Source organism: Achromobacter pulmonis, assembly GCF_021733725.1.
Classification (GTDB): domain Bacteria; phylum Pseudomonadota; class Gammaproteobacteria; order Burkholderiales; family Burkholderiaceae_B; genus Achromobacter; species Achromobacter pulmonis.
In genome coordinates, this window is the sequence record NZ_JAIFOT010000001.1 from 2,104,774 (window position 1) to 2,123,817 (window position 19,044).

The following is a 19,044-nucleotide window of genomic DNA, read 5'->3' on the forward strand; positions in this document are numbered from 1 at the left end:
GCGGCGTGTTCTACAGCTTGCCGAGGCGGTCGCCGCGCGCAAAGCCGATCAGCGGTTCCGTGACGCCGCGGCCTACCGCCAGCACCTTGAACAGCTCGCCCATCTCGGCTTCCGAGAGCAGCTTCTGCACCGGCGCCACCGCCTGGGCGTAGGCCCGCGCATCGCTGGGATCGAGTTGGGCCAGCAGCTCCATCAGGCCGGCGTTCATCAGGAAACGCGCCTGCGACGTATAGCCCAGCACTTGCAAACCGGCCGCCTGCGCCGCATCGGCCATGGCGGTGAAGTCGACGTGCGCGGTGATGTCCTGCAGTCCCGGCGCGGTGAACGGATCGCCATGCGCGTGATGACGCAGGTGGCACATCAGCGTACCGCCCGCGCGTTGGGGGTGGTAGTACTCGCCTTGCGGAAAGCCATAATCGATCAGCAGCGCCGCGCCTTGGTCCAGCCAGCCGGCCATGCCCCCGATCCAGGCTTCGGCCTGCAGGTTGATCTCGGACACATAGCCCGGCAGCGCGGGCATGCGCGCCGTCACCGCATCGGCCAGGCGTGGCGGGGCCGGCCGGTCTTCCCAGACAAAGCCCTGGGCGGCATCCAAGGCGACGCCGCGTTCCAGCACCGCGCCCTCGTCGCTCCAGCGGAACAGCGACACCGGCATGGCGTCCAGTACTTCGTTGGCCAGCACGCATCCACGAAAACCCGTGGGTAGCGCATCCAGCCAGCGCACGCGCTCGCCGAACGGCGCCAGCCGCTCGGCCTGGCGGGCGCGCAGGTCGGCCGAGACTTCAAGAATCAGGTACTGCGCGTCCGCCAGCCCCAGCGCATCCAGTTCACGCAGCACGCCTTCGGCCAGCGCGCCGGTGCCCGCGCCAAACTCCAGCACGGTGTGGGTGCCGGTCTGGCGCAGCACCTGGGCCGCTTGGCGCGCCAGGGTGCGGGCGAACAGCGGCGTCAGCTGCGGGGCGGTGACGAAATCGCCCGCGGGCGCACGGGCATCGGCCTCGGCCAGCTTGACGTTGCCGGCCGCGTAATAGCCCAGCCCCGGTGCATACAGCGCTTCGGCCATCCAATGATCGAACGGCAGCCAGCCCGAGGCGGCGCCAATGGCGGCGCGCAGATGCGCGGCGGCGGCATCGCCGTGGGCCTGGGCGGCGGGGGAGAGCGGGGGCAGGTTAGCGGGAGCGGGGCGTTGCATGGCGGGAAACAGGGGCGTCGTGAATAGGGCATTTTCCCAAAAAACAAACCCCGCGACAGGCGCGGGGTTTGCTGGAAGCCTTCAGGCCTTAGCCGCGACGGGCGCCGGCCGGCTTGTTGAAGCGCTTGGCGGGGCCGCCGGGGCGCTTGTCGAAGCTGGGGCGGTCGCTGCCGCGGAAGCCGCCTTCGCGTTGCGGACGGTCGCCGAAGCTGGGGCGATCGCTGAAGCTCGGGCGCGAATCGCGGTCACCGCCACGGAAGCCGCCTTCGCGCGGGGCGCGCTCGTTGAACGGACGCGGATCGCGCTGCGGACGGTCGCCGAAACTGGGGCGGTCGCTGAAGCTCGGACGGGCGTCACGGTCGCCGCCGCGGAAACCGCCTTCACGTTGCGGACGGTCACCGAAGGGACGATTGCCCTGGTAACCGCCTTCGCGCTGGGGGCGATCACCGAAGCTGGGGCGATCACTGAACGAACGGGCCGGGCGGTCGCCGAACGGGCGGTTGCCCTGGTACCCACCTGCGCCGCCTTCGCGGGCGCCCTGGTAACCGCCTTCACGCGGCTTGAATTCGCCACGCGGGCCGCCGAACGAGCGGCCTTCACGCGAACCGCCTTCACGGTGACCTTGATAGCCGCCGCCAAAACCGCCCGGGCGCTTGCCAAACGGCTTGCCGCCGCGCGGCGCGCCGCCGGTCGACGGACGCGGGGTGCGCTTCGGTTCCAGGCCGGCGATCACTTCGGGGGTGATGGACTGGCCGATGTAGTGCTCGATGCGGCGCACTTTGTGGCGCTCGGAGTGCGTGGCCAGCGTGAACGCCAGGCCGTTGCGGCCGGCACGGCCGGTACGGCCGATGCGGTGCACGTAGTCCTCGGCCTGCATCGGCAGGTCGAAGTTGACGGCGTGGCTGATGCCTTGCACGTCGATGCCACGGGCGGCCACGTCGGTGGCGACCAGGATGCGCAGTTGGCCGCGTTGCAGTTGCGACAGCGTGCGGGTGCGCTGGCGCTGGTTCATGTCACCGTGCAAGGCGGCGGCGGCAAAGCCCTGGTCGGCCAGGCGGTCGGCCAGGTCGTCGGCGCCGCGCTTGGTGGACGTGAAGACGATGGCCTGATCCAGCGTGGCGTCACGCAGGACGTGATCCAGCAACTGCATCTTGTGGCTGGCATCGTCGGCGTACAGCAGGCTTTGCGTGATGTTGGTGTGCTTTTCCTTGGCACCGGCGACTTCGATGCGTTGCGGGTCGCGCATCATGCGCGCGGCCAGCTTGGCCACGGTACCGTCCAGGGTGGCCGAGAACAGCAGCGTCTGGCGGTCGGCGGGCAGGCGGCTGACGATGGTCTCGATGTCCTCGATGAAGCCCATGTCCAGCATGCGGTCGGCTTCGTCCAGCACCAGAGTGTGCACGGTGTTGAGTTTGACGCGGCCCGAATTCAGGTGATCGATCAGGCGGCCAGGCGTGGCCACCAGCACGTCGACGCGACGCGACAGCGCCTTGAGCTGCGCGCCATAAGGCATGCCGCCGACGACGGTGGCGGTGCGCAGGTCGGCCAGCTTGCGGCCGTAGGCGGCGGTGGCTTCGGTGACCTGCAGGGCCAGCTCGCGGGTCGGGGCCAGCACCAGCACTTGCACGCCGACGCCCTTGTTGGCGGGCGTCTGGGCGATGCGGTGCAGCGCGGGCAGCATGAAGGCGGCGGTCTTGCCGCTACCGGTCTGCGACGAGACCATCAGGTCGTGGCCGGCCAGCGCCTGCGGAATGGCCGAAGCCTGAACGGTGGTGGGAGTGGTGAAACCGGCCTCTTGCAGGGCCGACAACAGGGCGGGCGCCAGGCCCAGGTTTTCGAAAGACATAACTTTCCCTTGCCGCGATCAAATGCGGCGCAGTGCTTGGTCGGGCCAGGGGATTAGGCGGCCGGATCCAGGCGACGGTTGATGGAGCATCGTGCCGACCGAATCAACCGTGCGCGTGGCGCGTTCCCGTAATGCTGCTCGGAACGCAGGGCGAAAGGAAAGGAGGTCAGGAATCGATGATGTTCGGCATGGGCTGGGCTTGGTTGCCCGGCAGACTGCTGAAATTTCCGCTAAATCAAGGCGGTAAATGCCGAACTCGTTTTGTGCAGTGCGGCGATCATAACCTGAATTCGCCTTGCATGGGAATTAATTTTTTGTCCAGCTGCCAATCAATAGGGTTTTTCCCTTGGTCGACCAGCCACTGATTGGTCTTGAGGAAATGGCCGCAGCCCAGGAACGGCACGGGCGGACGCCGGGCGGACAGCGGCGAAGGGTGATTGGCCAGCAGCACCAGGTGGCCGCTGTCGCGTGGCAGCAACGCCTGCTTGGCTTGGGCATGGGCGCCCCACAGCATGAAGACCTTGGGCGACGGGTCCTGCGCGACCAGGCTGATCAGGGCGTCCGTCACCGTTTCCCAGCCCCGCTTGGCATGCGAGGCGGGCTGGCCGTCCTCGACTGTCAGCGCGGTGTTCAGCAGCAGCACGCCCTGGTCGGCCCACGGACTCAGGTCATTGCCGGCCGGCACGGGCGTACCTGGGTATTCCTGGGCGATTTCGTTGAAGATGTTGCGCAGGCTGGGCGGACGCTTGCAATCGTCCGGCACGGAAAACGCCAGTCCCTGCGCCTGGCCGGGACCGTGATAAGGATCCTGGCCCAAGATGACCACCCGCACATCCGACGGCGCCAGACCCTGCAGGGCGCGCAGCGGCGTGGCGGGATACACCACGGCGCCCTCGGCCAGGCGCTTTTCCACGTGAGCGGTCACGGCCTGCAACGCCTCGGCGACGCGCGGCGCGCACAGGGCGGCCTGCCAGGGGGCGGGCAACTGCGCTGCCTGGGTGGCGAGGGCGGTGGGGATCAGTCGGTTATCGGTCGGCATGGCCGCGATTTTGGCACAGCACCAGCGAAGTCGCGTGGGGGCAAATCGCGTTCGCCTTTGCGGCTTTCAGACTCTTCTTACCCTCAGAATCCTTGTGCACGGGTAAGGTATGAGCGTAATTACATGTTGCGAATCGAGGCTGCTGCTCAAAACGGTATTTTCTATACAAGCGAGAAAATCGGTGAAAAAGACGGCATAAATTGAAATATGCACTTAATTAACTGAAAAACCTTCCGTTATGAAAAGAAACCGGCAATTTCAATAAGAAACAAGTGCATACCATCGTATCGCGAAGCCGCCTCCGGCAGAGGTGGTTTCCCTGCCTGGCGCTGTGCGTTTCGTTCGTCGCCTTACTGATCTCCCCGCCCCCCCTGGCCGCGCAACCCCTGCCGGCCGACGCGGCCGCGCGTGCCGGCGACATCCAGCGCCGCCAGGAACAGGACCTGGACGCGCAGCGCGCCCGCGCCGCCGAGCGGCCGGACGTGCTGTCGGCGCCCGCCGCGCCCGCCGCGGGCGAGGGGCCGCTGGTGTTTCCCGTGGAGTCCCCCTGCTTCACGCTGGACAAGGTGATCTGGGACGGCGCAGCACCACCGGCCGCGCTGCGCCGCGCCAGCGAGGCGGCGCTGGGTCAATGCGTCGGCGGCCAAGGGTTGCGCGCCTTGCAGGAACACCTGATGGCGCGCCTGATCGATCGCGGCCTGATCACCGCGCGGGTGCTGGTGCCCGAACAGTCGCTGGCCAGCGGCACGCTGACCCTGCGTTACGTACCCGGCCGCATCTCCGGGGTCAGGAGCGACGGCGCGCCCGGCTGGTGGCGCACCGCGCTGCCCACCTGGCCCGGCGGCGAGGTCAACCAGCGCGACCTGGACCAGGCGCTGGAGAACATCCGCCGCCTCGGTGGCCAGGCCGACGCCTCCATCGACGTCGCTCCCGGCCCCGAGCTGGGCGACTCCGACATCATCATCAAACCCGGCAGCGGCAAGCGCTGGCACGCCTACGTGGGCGGCGACAACGCCGGCCTGGAATCGACCGGCAAGAACCAGGTCAACGCCGGCCTCACGCTCGATTCGCCGCTGTTCCTGTACGACCAGTTGTCGGTGTCCTGGAACAGCAACGCCGACCTGCGCAACGGCGATGCCGGCTCGCGCGCGGCCTCCATCAACTACAGCATCCCGTTTGGCTACTGGACCTTGTTCGCCGGGGCCAGCAAGTCGCGCTACCGCCAGACCGTGGCCGGCTTCGAGGAACCCATCGTCTACGGCGGCACCAGCAAGCAGGTGGAGGTGGGCGTGTCGGTGGTGCCGTATCGCGGCGCCAGCTACAAGGGCACCGCCGTGCTCAAGTTCCTGCGCAAGCGCGCCAACAGCACGCTCAACGACATCGACATCGAGGTGCAGCGGCGCGACGTGGCCGGCTACGAATTCAGCTACGGCCATCGTCATTACATCGACCAGATGGTGCTGGACATCGGCGGCGGCGTGCGCGGCACGCTGCCGCAGTTTTCGAACCAGCCCGGCTACGTCTACGGCGACCCGGACTGGAATGGGCGCAGCACCATCCTGAGCGCCAACGCTGGTCTGTATCTGCCGTTCAAGGTGGCGGGGCAGCAACTGGCCTACCAGGCCAACTGGCAGATCCAGCACGCCAAGACACCGGTCGTGCCCGCCGATTACTTCACCATCGGCAACCGCTATGCGGTGCGCGGCTTCGACGGGCAGATGACGCTGGCCGCGGAAGACGGCTGGACCTTGCGCAATGACCTGTCGCTGGACCTGGGCGGGTTGGCGGGCCTGCCGGGCCAGCAGCTTTATGCCGGGCTGGACGCCGGCCGGGTCGGGGGGCCGTCGGCCGAGTACCTGGCCAGCCGCACGCTGGTCGGCGCGGTGGCCGGCCTGCGCGGCCGCATCGCCATGCCCTATGTCAACGCCAGCTACGACCTGTCGGCCGGCTGGCCCCTGAAAAAGCCCGACAACCTGAAAACGCAAAGCACCGTCTTCGCCGCCACGCTGATGTTCGAGTTCTAGACCGTTCGGGGCTCGTGCACCCCGGCCGTCGTCCATTCAGTTGCTTCACGCTTACCGAGAGTTGCCTCGCCATGTCCAAGCTTCGCTCCGCAGTCGTCTGGTTGGTCCTGACCACGCAGATCTGGACGCCCGTGCTGGCGCAGACGCTACCCATCTCCGTCGACAAGAGCGTGGCGGGCCAGAAGCCCGTGGTGGGCGTTGCCAACGGCGTGCCGGTGGTCAATATCGCGCCGCCCTCGGCCGGTGGCGTGTCGAACAATCGTTTCACCCAGTTCAACGTCGGCCCGTCGGGCGTGGTGCTCAACAACAGCGGCGCGGCCAGCCAGACGCAACTGGCCGGACAGGTGGCGGGCAACCCGATGCTGGGCAACCAGCGCGCCGCCACCATCCTGAACCAGGTCACTACCGCCAACCCGTCGCGCCTGATGGGCATGCTGGAAGTGGCGGGCAACCGTGCCAACGTCATCGTCGCCAACCCGGCGGGTATCACCTGCAACGGCTGCGGCTTTCTGAATGCCAATCGCGCCACGCTCACCACCGGCAAGCCGGTCATCGGCCCGGACGGCACGCTGGGTTTTGACATCGCCAGCGGCCGCCTCGCGATCGAGGGCGCGGGCCTGTATGGCGCCAATCTCAGCCAGCTCGACCTGCTGGCCCGCACGCTGGAGCTGAACGCGCAGGTCTGGGCCGACCGCCTCAACGTGGTCGCGGGCGCGGCGCGGGTGGGCTACGACGGCATTGATGTATCCGCATTGGCCGGGGATGGCGCGGGCACCGGCGTTGCGCTCGATGTGGCGGCGCTGGGCGGCATGTACGCCAACAGCATCCGCCTGATCGGCACCGAAGCCGGCGTGGGCGTGAACGTGGGCGGCAACCTGGCGGCCTTGACCGGCACGCTGTCCGTCAGCGCCAATGGCGACGTCAGGATCCTGCCTTCGGCCCGCGTGCAGGCCGCCCGCGATCTGTCGCTGCAAAGCGGACGCGACATCGTCAACCAGGGCACCGCCACCGCGGGCGGTGCGTTGGCCTTCAACGCCGCCGGCAAGATCGTCAACCACAGCGCCATCTCGTCGGGCTCGGGCGCTAGCATCGTGGCGCGCCAGATGGAGAACCGTGGCGCGTTCACGGCGGGCCTGCAGGCCGATGGGTCGGTCAGCCCGTTGGGCACGTTGAGCGTGCAGGTCGATCAGTTGCTCAACCCCGGCGTGTTGGTGGCGGGCGGCAATGCCGCCGTCACCGCCGGCGTGCTGGGCCTGTCGGGCGGCAAGTTCGTTGCGGGCGGTGCGTTGACGCTGGATGCCACGGGCGCGGTCAGCAACCGCGCCGGCGAAGTGTATGGCGGCTCGGTGGTGCTGCGCGCCGCCAGTCTCGACAACAGCGGCGGCAAGCTCGCCAGCGGCGGCGCGCTTCGTGGCCGCGTGACGGGCGCCATCGACAACACCGGCGGCACGCTGGCAGGCGCGGGCGCGGTCGATGTCACGGGCAGGTCCGTGGTCAACGCGGCGAGCGGCGTGGTGTCGGGCGACAACGTGGCGCTGCGCGGCACCGATGCCATCGACAACCAGGGCGGCACGGTGCAGGCCAACGGCGCCTTGCGTGTCGAGACTGCCGGTGCACTCGACAACCGAGGCGGCAAGCTGCTGGGCGGCAGCGCCGACATTCAGGCGGCGAGCGTGGACAACCGCAACGGCGTGGCCCAGGCCGATGGCAAGTTGGCGATCACGAGCGGCGGCGTCTTGCGGAACCAGGACGGCGGCCTGTATGGCGGCACGGCGGATTTGAAGAGCGGCAGCCTGGAGAACGGCGCCGGACGCATCGCGACGGACGGCGCGCTGGATGTCACCGTCACCGGCGCCATCGACAACACCGGCGGCACCATCGCCGCCCAAGGCCTGGCCTCGTTGGACGCGCAACGCCTGACCAACGCCCGCGGCATCGTCGCGGCTAATGGCCTCTCGCTCGAGACGCAAGGCGTGCTGGACAACAATGCCGGCCTGATCCAGGCCGACAATGCCCTGGCCCTGAGCGCCGGAAGCCTGATTAACCGCGACACGCTCGTCAACGGCGTCGCCGGCGCGGGCGGCACGGTCGCCGGCGCTCTCGGCATGATGGGCAAGCAGGTCACGCTCAACGCCGGTTCCATCGACAACCAGGCCGGCCGCATCGGCGCCGGCCAGGACCTCGGCGTGACCACCGGCGCGCTCGACAACGCGCGCGGCAACGTGTCATCCGACGCCAACGCCAAGCTCGCGTTCAGCAGCCTGACCAACACGGGCGGCGCCCTGACCGCCGGCACTTCGCTGGAACTGGTCACCGGCAACCTCGACAACGACGGCAAGATCCATTCCGGCCAGGATCTGAAGATCACCGCCAATACGCTGACCAACCGCGCCGGCGGCGAACTGATCGCGGTGCGCAACAACGAGCTGGTCATCGGCGGCCTGCTGGCCAACGCCGGCCTGATCGACGGCGGCTACACCCGCATCCATGCCGGCAGCCTGACCAACACCGGCCGCATCTACGGCGACCGCATCGGCATCCAGACCCCGGTCCTGCTGAACGACGCCAACGCGGTCATCGCCTCGCGCGGCGATATCGACCTGGGCGTGGGCACGCTGACCAACCGCGAACATGCGCTGATCTACGCGGCGGGAGATCTGCGGATCGGCGGCACGCTGGACGCCGGCGGCAAGGCGGCGGGGCAGGCGACGCTGCTGGCCAACGAATCGGCCACCATCGAAGCCGAGCGCAACGCAGACATCGCCGCGGCCAGTATCCAGAATCGCAATCTGCACTTTGCCAGCGAAACCGTCGAAGTCAGCCGCGAAGCCAAATGGTTCTATCGCTTGGACGGCACCACCGACATCGTCGACGGCGAGGGCATGTGGTTCTGCAACACCGTCAAATCCATCTGCGGCCGCGGGCCGAGCTGGATGGGACAGTACGACGAGCGGCGCCTGCTGATGCCGTCGGCGCGCTATCCGGAAAGCCAGTATGGGCCGCCGTTTGACTACAGCAATATCCAGAATGACCAGGAGGGGCGGGCGGGTATCAGTGCGCCGATTGGCCTGGCGTACATTCCCTCGACATATGAATGCGGCGGCGGAGATGCTGGCGAATGCTACAGCAACCCTGCTCAGTTCCTTTACAAGCCAGACGCCAAGATCTGGTCCGTATTCCAAGTAGAGCGCCCCAGCGGCCTCCGGCAGCCGTCGTCGTCCGGCGAATGCGACCTGAGTTGCCTGGCCCAGTACAGGCACGACGTGGAGCTGTACGACACGCTGAACGAGAAGATCAAGGCGTTCAACGCCGACTTCCGCAACAACCGCATGATCAAGGACTTCACCTTCTACGAGGTGACCGAGATCACGCGCGAAACGCGCATCACGCAAAGCGATCCGGGCAAGATCATCGTTGGCGGCAACGCCCGCCTTGCCGGCAATATCGTCAACGATAAGAGTCGCATCCTCGCCGGCGGCACCCTGAAGACCGAAGGCGGCACGCTGAGCAACGTCGGCGCCGAGGGGCTGCGCACGGTCGACCGTGTCGGCACCATGGCCTACACCTACGAGAAGAACGACTCCCGCAAGTACAACCGCTCCGACTACAACGCCACCGTCCTGGCCGAACGCATCGAGACCGGCCTGGGCGACGCGCAAGGCGGCGCCTCCGTCGCGCCGTCCGGCCAGACGCCGGGGGGCAGCACCATCGTCCAGGCGCTGCCGCCAGCCACGCTGACGCGCATCACGCTACCCGGCAACCAGACCATTGCCGTCGTCGTGCTGCCGCCGACCATCCCGACCAGCAAGCTGTACCAGGTCGTTCCGGCGCCCAACGCGCCTTACCTGATCGCCACCGACAGCCAGTTCATCGGCTCGCGCACCGTGGTGTCCAGCGACTTCCTGCTGGAGAAACTGAACCAGGATCCTGGCCATATCCTCAAGCGCCTGGGCGACGGCTTCTACGAGCAGAAGCTGGTCGCCGAGCAGGTCATGCTGGCCAGCGGCCAACGCTTCGTCGGCGACTACACCGACAACGAAACCCAGTACAAGGCGCTGCTGTCGGCAGGCGCCGACTTCGCCAACCAGTTCGGCCTGGCGGTGGGCACCGCGCTGACCGAAGAGCAGATGCGCCACCTGACCAGCGATATCGTCTGGATGGTGGAGCAGACCGTCACGCTGCCCGACGGCACGCAGCAAAAGGTGCTGGCGCCGCAGGTCTACCTGGCCGTCAAGCCGGGCGACCTGCGCGGCGACGGCACGTTGATTGCAGGCCGCGACACGCAGATCAGCGCGACGGGCGACGTGGCCAACAGCGGCACCATCGGTGCGCGCAATGCGCTGGTGGTCGATGCGCAGAACGTGCGCAACACCGTGGGCACGATCCAGGGCAAGACCGTCAACCTGAATGCGCGCAATGACATTGATAATCTGGCGGGACTGCTCAAGGGGGATGGCGTCACGCTGACCGCGGGCCGCGACATCAACCTCACGGCCAGCACCCAATCGAACGTGCGCGGCGGGATCAGCAACACCATCGTCGACGGGGTGGCCCGTATCGACGCCGGGACGCTGAATGCGCAGGCGGGCCGCGACGTCAACGCGCAGGCTGCCGCCATCGTCACCAGCGGTGATGCGAGCATTCGCGCCGGCAACGATATCAACCTGACCGCCGCGGGGACGAGCTACGGCGAGTCGTTCAACTTCGGCAAGAAGAACCGGTCGGAGATGCGTACGACGGAGGATATCGGTACGCAGATCGCCGCAGGTGGCAACCTGACGCTGATGGCAGTGAGGGACGTCAACGCCATCGCCGCGCAAGTCGCATCGGACAAGCAATTGGCTGTTGGCGCGGGACGCGACATCAACGTGCTGGCGGGGGACGCCAGTGGCTACACGTACAACGAGATCTACTACAAGACGAAAGGCTTCCTTTCCAGTAAGACGACGCACCGCATCCGCGAGACGGAATGGACCAAGGGAGTTAGTTCGACCTTTGGCGGCGACACGGTCGCGATGCTGGCCGGACGCGATATGACGGTCGTCGGCTCGAATATCGTCGGTGATCGCGATGTCGAGATCGCGGTTGGCAGAGATCTGCAGGTTCTGGCCAAGGACGAAACCTACAAGGACTATCAGTACGAAAAGGTCAAAAAGTCGGGCTTTGGCGGCGGCGGGTTCAGCATCGGCTACAACAAGCAAGAACGCACGGATTGGATGCGCGGGGCCAGTGGCGGCTATGCCGCGAGCACGATTGGCAGTGCTGGCGGTAACCTCACTATCGACGCGGGACGCGATGTCGGCGTCATGGCGAGCAATCTGCTGGCCCAGGATGGCAATATCTCCATCGTCGGCAGCAACGTCGCGATCATTGCCGGCGTCGGCGAAGCACGCCAGCATGAGTATCACGAGTTCAAACAGTCCGGCCTGACTATTGGCGTGGCAGGCGGCATGTTGGGCGCTGCCCAGCAGATTCAGGGCACCTTGCAGCAAGCTGGCGACGCCAAGAGCGGCAGGCTGGCCGCGGTCAAGGTGGGGCAGGCGGCTTATCAAGCGGTGCAGGCCAACCGGATGATGGACGCGGCAAAGGCTGACGATGCGTCGGTCGCGCAGAAGGACGCCGCCAGCGCCCAGATCCAGATTAGCCTGGGCTCCAGCAAGTCTGTCAGCGAAACGAAGCGCACCCAGGAAACCGCCTTTGGCTCTTCCGTCATGGCGGGCGGCAATATCTCCATCATCGCTTTGGGCGAAAAGGGCGTTGCCGGCTCGGGCAATCTCTCCATCATCGGCAGCGACCTGGCCGGCAAGAATGTACTGCTGGCGGCGACCAATGACCTGATGCTGCAAAGTCAGGCTCAGACATCCACCGAAGTCTCCACCAATAAGAACAGCGGCTGGAAGGTCGGCGTCGGCATCGGTGTCTCTGATAGCGGTAGCGGCGGCGGCATCAATATCTTTGCCAGCGGCTACGTCGGAAGCGGCAACGCCAAGGGGAACGGCACGACGTATCGCGAGACCCAGGTCAGCGCGCGCGACAACCTGACGTTGATCTCCGGCCGTGACACCGTGCTCGAAGGCGCCCAGGCGCGGGCGGACCGCATCCGCGCCGATATCGGCCGAAACCTGATTCTGGCGAGCCAGCAGGATTCGGATCGCTATGACGCCAAGCAAAAACAGGCCAATGCGGGGGCCAGCTTCAGTTTTGGGTCGATGACCGGCAACGCCTATCTCGGCGCGAGCATCGGCAAGACCAAGTCCAACTATGACAGCGTGATCGAGCAGACGGGGCTGTTCGCGGGCTCTGGGGGGTATGACATCTACGTCGGTAAACACACGCAACTTGACGGAGCGGTCATCGCAAGCGGTGCCGATGCGAGCAAAAATTGGTTGTCCACCGAGACCTTGGGGTTCAGCAATCTGCATAACAAGGCGGAATACAAATCGACCACCGTGGGTATCAACCTGGGTATGTCTGGCGCGTTCGACAAGCCGAACAAGGGTGACGCATTGGGGGCTGGCCCATCGGGCTTAAGCTTCGGGAGCACCAGTGGAAGTGAATCAGGGACTACCCGCGCAGCGGTATCGGCGGGCACGATCGAGGTACGTTCGGATAAAGACACGGGTAGGGATAGTACGGCCGGGCTGAGCCGTGACACCGAAGGCGCGAACGGTAGTATTGGAAAGATCTTCGACAAGGACAAGGTTCGCGAGCAACTTGAGTTCCAGCAGGCTTTTGGGCAATTGGGGATGCAGATTGCGGGCGACGTAACCAAAAAACTCGCGAAAGACAATCCCGACATCTGGGGTGAAGGAAAAGTTGGGAAAATCGCTGTTCACTCCATTGTCGCGGCGGCGGGCGCTGCACTGGGCGGGGGGAATGTTGCAGGCGCGATTAGCGGGACAGTTGCAGGGGATTTAGCCTCGGCTGCGTTCAAAGATGCAATAGATGAGGTGATGAGTGGTTTGCCCCCTGCCATCCAGAGGGAGGTGGCCAGTATCGCCCTGAATGCGCTAGCGGGCGCGGCCGGTGGTTTGGCGGGTGGCGTAAGCGGTGCCGGTGCGGCCCTGTCTGCGGATATGTTCAATCGTCAGCTTCATCCCGACGAAAAAGAACTCGCTAAGAAATTGGCGCTAGAGGCAAAGAATGTAGGATACGACGTGACTGTCGAGCAGATTGAAACGCAGTTGCGCAGGATGGATGTGACGTTACTGGATGGGGAGACTCATGCAGGAACTGCGGCTGTTGTGATAGGCGACGATGGGATATTCGACAAGGCTACCAATTTTGTTCTGGTCGGTCGTGCTGAGGACGGTAGGAACATCTGGATGGAAGTCCCTTCGCCAGCCGACAGGCAGCTACAGGAATTCATCGTGGCCAATGCCAACGCGCGGGACATCCCTACGGGTCTGAACTACAGGCTCGAACCGGATCGCACGAACTACTGGGATAACTTTGCATCGCCTGGATCCACGGTGAAACCCTCATCTGCCGCCTCTCGATACTGCGTAACCGCTGAATGCGCTGCAGGCTTGGCAAGGGTAATGAGCGCCGCTGACTATGACGATCGTCGCAACCAGAATGCCGATGTGATTGCATATTTGGCCAAAGCAAATGGCCGATTTGGCGCTATAGCTGGAACCGTGGGGAGCGTGCCAGGAAATCCGTATGGAGGGCTATTTCTCGGCGCAGCCAAGACGGCTGACGTCAGTAGTTGGGTATTGGGGGGGCTGGAGCAAATGCTCAGACCGAAACCCATCGCCTATGCTACAGGTGGAGTTATTGACGTAGGAGTACATCTGGGCAGTAATTCGATGCCCTATGGTTCTATTATATTCAATGAGATTGGTGAATACCTAAAATCCAGATATGCAAATTAAGCCATGAACAAATTTATGGAAATGATGCGTCGAATTTTTATACGTGATGATAATATTGCACCCGTATATAGATATTTATTTGCAATATGTGGTGCCGCTCTTTTTTTTGCAGATATAGAAATTTGGAATACTGGCTGGGTTTGGTATGTTGGTTTTGTTGTGGCCTTGGTGGGTGGATATTCCGCTCGGGCGGCGCAATTGAAGATTCGCCCTTTCTCCCTTGCGCCGTATCCGCGAGGATGGCTAAAGTCGAGGAGGAAGAAACGACCGGCGGATGAAGATTGATATGCCTATCACTTTTGTGTCTGGAGAAATCTACCGTTGCCATAGCCGAAGCCGCCGGTTGAAGGTGGGGTAATCGGCAGTGAAAGTACGTACCTAAAAAATCGCGAGCATAGTGCGATTGGATTTCCTTAAATTACTCTGGATGTGCATTCAATTTACGCCCTGGTTGGAAAAATAGAATCTGGATTGAGTGGATGATCTGGAGCTTAATTGTGCAAGCTCTAGATTTTTCACTGTGAATGATTTTCTCCATCTTGTTTTGGATTCAAAAACTCCATGGAGTCCTGCTTCAAAAATATTCTTGCTTTCGCTACGCTGTTGTTGACGTCAGGCTGCTCCTTCATCATGGGTTCGCCTCCCGAGGCACTCGCCACCAACCCTGAGCCAGGCGAAGTCATCAGTCCCGTACTGATCTACACCTCTAATTGCGATTATCAGAAGGAAATCGACGACACGGGATGGATTGGTGCCGGCACTACGCTGCCAGCGTCATACGCTGCCGAGGCCGTCTGCAATGCGCTGAATGCCGAGCTACCTGGCGCCATGGACGCCGCAGGCATCAAAGCGACGTTCAAGTTGCGCAAGGTTGATCCGAAGTCCGCCCGTCCACCGACCTTGAAAGAAGACGCTGCGACGATCGGTGCAAAGTACGTGATTGCATTGGGCGAACCCAATGGCTTCGGCGGCTACCAACAGTACGGCCCCTCAGTTGGCATCAAGGTGCGGTTGTATGACGCCGTTTCAGGTGAGCACCGGGGCTGGGCGGATGATTCCTATCCGATTTCCTTGCGTGACTATTCCAACCGTGGGCCGGCGAAGGATGGGCTACGCATCGCGGCGGATTTTGCCAATCGATTGGCTCGGACGATGCGCCAACGGTGCGTAGCGGCCTATCCCTACCAGTGCGCTCAGTCCGGCTTGCTACGACTAGCAGAGCCTCGCGACTAGGACTCATTGTCGCGGCGATCGGAGGGTATTCGGCCAGGGCCTCGTAGTTGAATATTCGGCCCTTTGATCGAGCGCCCTATCCCGCCGGGTGGCTGGCGGATAGGAATGGTGGGCGAGTGCGCGACAAGGATGAAAAAGAGTAAGTTGATGGTCGGATCACGCTTGCTTCGCATCAGCGTGGGCTCTGCATCCACCTTCAGTCTGATATCGCCTCCCATCCTCAGTTACCTAGCGCCCGCTCAATGCATCCCCCCTTCCTGCCGAAGACAAGGGGGACTCATGACGGTGGACAAAGCGCGACCAATCTCGATTCCCTAGGCTTTCTACAAGGGGCAAATCAATCGTTGCTACCCCTGACCTGCTCTGAGAAATTCGTACCACTGGGTATTTGAGAAAATAGCTTCTGACGCGAGAAGGAAGCGAGATGAAGAAGGCAAGGTACAGCGAAGAGCAGATAGTTCGGATACTGCGGGAGGGTGACCGAGACCCGGTGGCCGGCGTGGCCAAGCGGCACGGAGTGAGCGAGCAGAGCATCTATGGCTGGCGCAAGCATTTCGGGGAGTTTGGGGTGGACGAGGTGCGCCGGCTCAAGGAAATAGAGACCGAGAACGCTCGGCTGCGCAAGCTGCTGGTCGAGCGGGATCTGGAGATCGAGGCGATGAAGGAGGTCAATCGCCGAAAGTGGTGAGCGTACTAGGTTCGGCAGGAGCAAGCCCGTCTGGTTTGCTCGCTTGGGGTTTCCCAGCGCCGGGCCTGTACGCTGTATGAAGTGTCTCGTTCGGGTTTGCGTTATGAGCCGAGCAAGGCGAGCGCGGACGCGCCGGTCGTGGCGAGGATGAAGGCGCTCTCGGCCCAGTATCCCCGGTATGGTTATCGGCGGATCAGCATATTTCTGGCCCGGGAGGGGCACACGATGAGTATGTCCCGCGCGTGGCGATTGTGGAACGTGGCGGGGCTGCAAGTGCCCCATAAACGGCCTCGGCGCCGCGTGGCAGCTTCTCGCCCGCGACCGCTGACGCCGGCGCGAGCCAACCAGGTCTGGTCCTATGATTTCGTCTTTGACGCGTGCGCCAACGGTCAGCAGATCAAATGCCTGACGCTGGTCGATGAGTACACGAGGGAATGCCTGGCTATTGATGTGGCCGGGTCAATCCGCTCACGCAGAGTGATCGAGATATTGACCCGCGTCATCAGTGACCGCGGAACTCCCCGATATCTGCGTTCGGACAATGGCCCGGAGTTCGTCTCGCGCGCCTTGCTGCAATGGATTGCGGATCAAGGCATTGAGACGGCGCTGATCGACCCGGGCAAGCCCTGGCAGAACGGCACGACCGAGAGTTTTAACGGTAAGCTGCGCGACGAGTGCTTGAATATGGAATGGTTCTGGAACCGGACCGAGGCACGCATCGTGATCGAAGACTGGCGCGAGCATTACAACACTGTCAGGCTGCATTCCAGTCTGGGGTATTTGACACCGCAGCAGGCCGCCCAGGTCGCTGCATCAGGATTACTAACCGAAGCTAAATCCCAAATCCCGGTGGTGTGAAAAATCCGAGCAGGTCATGGTCCTGGAACTCCTATTCCTATGTCTCCTACCCAGAATCCCGATCTGACGGCAGAAGAGTTTGCTCGCGCCGCCTTTAATGGGCAGAAACCCTTGAGGGTCAAGGATAATATCTCTGGACCAGGGAGTTGGGTGGCGATCATGCCGGATTGCACGGCAATTACGTATAGACCAGTAGGTCAAGCCTCGTCCAAAACCGCGGAGACAACCGCGACCGTGGAAGTAAATAGCAGAGCAATACGGGAAATAAATAGCGGGGAACAGGCAAAATTTAAATTCCCCGCCCTTTGAGGATTTTTTTCATGAATAGCGATCTAAGATTGCGCTATCAGCGCCAGCTTATATATGCCGGGCTCGATGACTTTACGCCGAATGGGGTGTTTCCCGCTTATCTTGGGGGGAGAGATGGCCACAATGTCGCTGAATGGAAGCGCGAGGTCGTTGCCTTTCTTAAAGTAAGTACTCAACGAGGGGCGGTAAAAATAGTTAACTGGAATAATTTGTTTTCTTCCTTGGAGCCGGTTAATTTGGATAATCTTATGTTGGCTGACGAAAAAAAAGGTAATGCCAGACTGGATGAGGATATTGTCTGGAATTCCCTCTATTTTTTTGGAACTGATAGTCTGATTAAGGATTTAGAGAGGTTTGGTCTATTGGATTGGGATGCGTTGATGCTTCCAGAGAGGGTGGATTTTATTAATTTTATTCAAGATAAATATCGAATTGTTTTTTCTTAAATTTACTGCGCGGGGCGCAATCGTGAGGCCAGGGAATGATTGTGCTGAAAAATAAAATGGTGCGTTTTATCTTTAAGGAAAGCAGCCTTTCGGGTGGTGCGCAAGCGTTTTTATGCGTGTTCATCTTGAATCAATTTTTCTGATGGGTTATTGATATAACTGATTATGTCCTTTGGTTTCCCGGGGGGGGGTTGGGATGCGCTATACGGCTGTTTGAGGGCCCTGAGCTGGATGCTTTGTGAAAAGATTAGCAAATTCAGTTCTCTCAAAAATGAGTTGGCTGATGCCGCTGATCGCGGTTCGGAGTCGGGGCATAGCGTCGAGCTGTATTGACCCAGTAAAAACCTGCTCACGTCATAATCGAGGAAATGACGATGAGCACGAAGATGGAAGAAAGACATCAAACGTTGGACAGCCAAGCGCAAAAGCGCGCTGGTGCTGGACATCATCCAAGGCAAGACGACAGTGGCCGAGGCGAGCCGCCAATATGACCTGTCGCCATCGGAAGTCGAGCAGTGGGTCGATGACGGCAAGCGGGGGATGGAGAACGCCTTGCGAGCCAACCCGCAGGATGTGCGTGAACAGTACGAGCGCCAGCTTAAAGGCCTGCAAGAGGCGTACGGCGAGGCGATGCTGGAGCTGCGCGCCAGAAAAAAATTGCAGTCCCTGCTGGGCGAGGACGAGAAGTGATCGAAACGATCCACCAGGGACTGCAAGCCGAGGGCATCACCGTCTCGATCGCCAAGCTGTGTCGCTGGTTCGGTGTGCCGCGCCGCACGGTGTACTACAAGCCAGTGAAGTCCGCGCCGAAGGTTGATCCGAAGTTCGCCTCGCCGATCAAGGCGATGATCAAGGAGTCGCCGTCGTTTGGATACCGGACCGTCGCGCACCTGCTGGGGTTCAACAAGAACACCGTGCAGCGCGTGTTCCAGCTGATGGGCTGGCAGGTTCGTAAGCGGCCGATCGGCTTCAGGCCGCGGATACAGGCGCTGCCATCGGTGGCAACGATGCCTAACGAGCGCTGGTCCACGGATATGTGCCGGATGTGGGCTGGCCGGGACGGTTGGCAACGCTGGCGCTGGTGATCGACTGCCACACGCGCGAACTCTTAGGCTGGCACCTGTCTCGCAGCGGCAAGGCCGGCACCGCGGGTAGCGCCCTGGAACATGCCTTGATTGCGCGCTTCGGGACGTTGGGCCGCGTGCCGATGCCGTTTCTGTTGCGCTCGGATAATGGGCTGGTGTTCACGTCGCGCAGCTACACCGCACTGGTACGCGGCTATGGGTTGCGCCAGGAGTTCATCACGCCGCATTGCCCTCAGCAGAACGGTATGGTCGAGCGTGTGATCCGCACGCTCAAAGAGCAGTGCGTGCATCGGCATCGCTTCGAGACGATCCAACATGCCAGCCGCGTGATCGGCGACTGGATACGCCTCTACAACGACCGACGACCACACCAAGCGCTCGGCATGAAGACACCGGCTGAGGCATTTGCTTTAGCCGCTTAACCTGAGCAGGTTTCGCTGGGTCAAT

The 19,044-nt window shown here is 62.8% G+C and carries 10 protein-coding genes and 2 pseudogenes; 9 read left to right on the forward strand and 3 right to left on the reverse strand.

Translation table 11 applies throughout. The features are described 5' to 3' along the window. Nucleotides 1–10 precede the first annotated feature (10 nt). From K2W61_RS09725 to K2W61_RS09735, 3 genes are all read right to left on the reverse strand, one after another. Nucleotides 11–1,192 carry a class I SAM-dependent methyltransferase gene (locus K2W61_RS09725; RefSeq protein ID WP_175141005.1) on the reverse strand — a complete coding sequence of 394 codons (1,182 nt, stop codon included), beginning with the start codon at nucleotides 1,190–1,192 and terminating at the stop codon, nucleotides 11–13. Nucleotides 1,193–1,280: 88 nt separating this feature from the next. Further along, the gene (locus K2W61_RS09730) at nucleotides 1,281–3,038 is read right to left on the reverse strand and encodes a DEAD/DEAH box helicase (protein ID WP_175141004.1); all 1,758 of its coding nucleotides are present in this window, start codon (nucleotides 3,036–3,038) and stop codon (nucleotides 1,281–1,283) included. A 277-nt stretch (nucleotides 3,039–3,315) separates the two neighbouring features. Further along, nucleotides 3,316–4,077, reverse strand: a complete 762-nt coding sequence (locus K2W61_RS09735; protein ID WP_175133755.1) for a uracil-DNA glycosylase — start codon at nucleotides 4,075–4,077, stop codon at nucleotides 3,316–3,318. A 272-nt stretch (nucleotides 4,078–4,349) separates the two neighbouring features. On the opposite strand from K2W61_RS09735, the gene K2W61_RS09740 reads away from it, so the two are divergent. From K2W61_RS09740 to K2W61_RS09780, 9 genes and pseudogenes are all read left to right on the forward strand, one after another. Beyond that, nucleotides 4,350–6,101 carry a ShlB/FhaC/HecB family hemolysin secretion/activation protein gene (locus K2W61_RS09740; protein ID WP_236755512.1) on the forward strand — a complete coding sequence of 584 codons (1,752 nt, stop codon included), beginning with the start codon at nucleotides 4,350–4,352 and terminating at the stop codon, nucleotides 6,099–6,101. A 71-nt stretch (nucleotides 6,102–6,172) separates the two neighbouring features. Next, a complete protein-coding gene (locus tag K2W61_RS09745; protein WP_236755513.1) occupies nucleotides 6,173–13,978 on the forward strand; it encodes a hemagglutinin repeat-containing protein in 7,806 nt (2,601 codons plus the stop codon). 3 nt (nucleotides 13,979–13,981) lie between these two features. Further along, a complete protein-coding gene (locus K2W61_RS09750) occupies nucleotides 13,982–14,263 on the forward strand; it encodes a hypothetical protein (protein ID WP_236755514.1) in 282 nt (93 codons plus the stop codon). A gap of 276 nt (nucleotides 14,264–14,539) precedes the next feature. Continuing rightward, on the forward strand, nucleotides 14,540–15,211 hold the full coding sequence (locus K2W61_RS09755; protein ID WP_236755515.1) for a hypothetical protein: 672 nt from the start codon (nucleotides 14,540–14,542) through the stop codon (nucleotides 15,209–15,211). A 424-nt stretch (nucleotides 15,212–15,635) separates the two neighbouring features. Continuing rightward, nucleotides 15,636–16,757: pseudogene (locus K2W61_RS09760) on the forward strand (IS3 family transposase). Nucleotides 16,758–17,077: 320 nt separating this feature from the next. Next, entirely contained in the window at nucleotides 17,078–17,512 is a 435-nt protein-coding gene (locus tag K2W61_RS09765) for a hypothetical protein (protein WP_236755516.1), read from the forward strand. A gap of 374 nt (nucleotides 17,513–17,886) precedes the next feature. Continuing rightward, a pseudogene (locus tag K2W61_RS09770) lies at nucleotides 17,887–18,202 on the forward strand (transposase). Further along, nucleotides 18,199–18,597, forward strand: coding sequence for a hypothetical protein (locus K2W61_RS09775; RefSeq protein WP_236755517.1), 399 nt, complete (start codon nucleotides 18,199–18,201; stop codon nucleotides 18,595–18,597). Before K2W61_RS09770 ends, K2W61_RS09775 begins: the two are co-directional and overlap by 4 nt. Further along, entirely contained in the window at nucleotides 18,576–19,019 is a 444-nt protein-coding gene (locus tag K2W61_RS09780; protein ID WP_236755518.1) for an integrase core domain-containing protein, read from the forward strand. The genes K2W61_RS09775 and K2W61_RS09780 overlap by 22 nt, the downstream gene beginning before the upstream one ends. Nucleotides 19,020–19,044 lie beyond the last annotated feature (25 nt).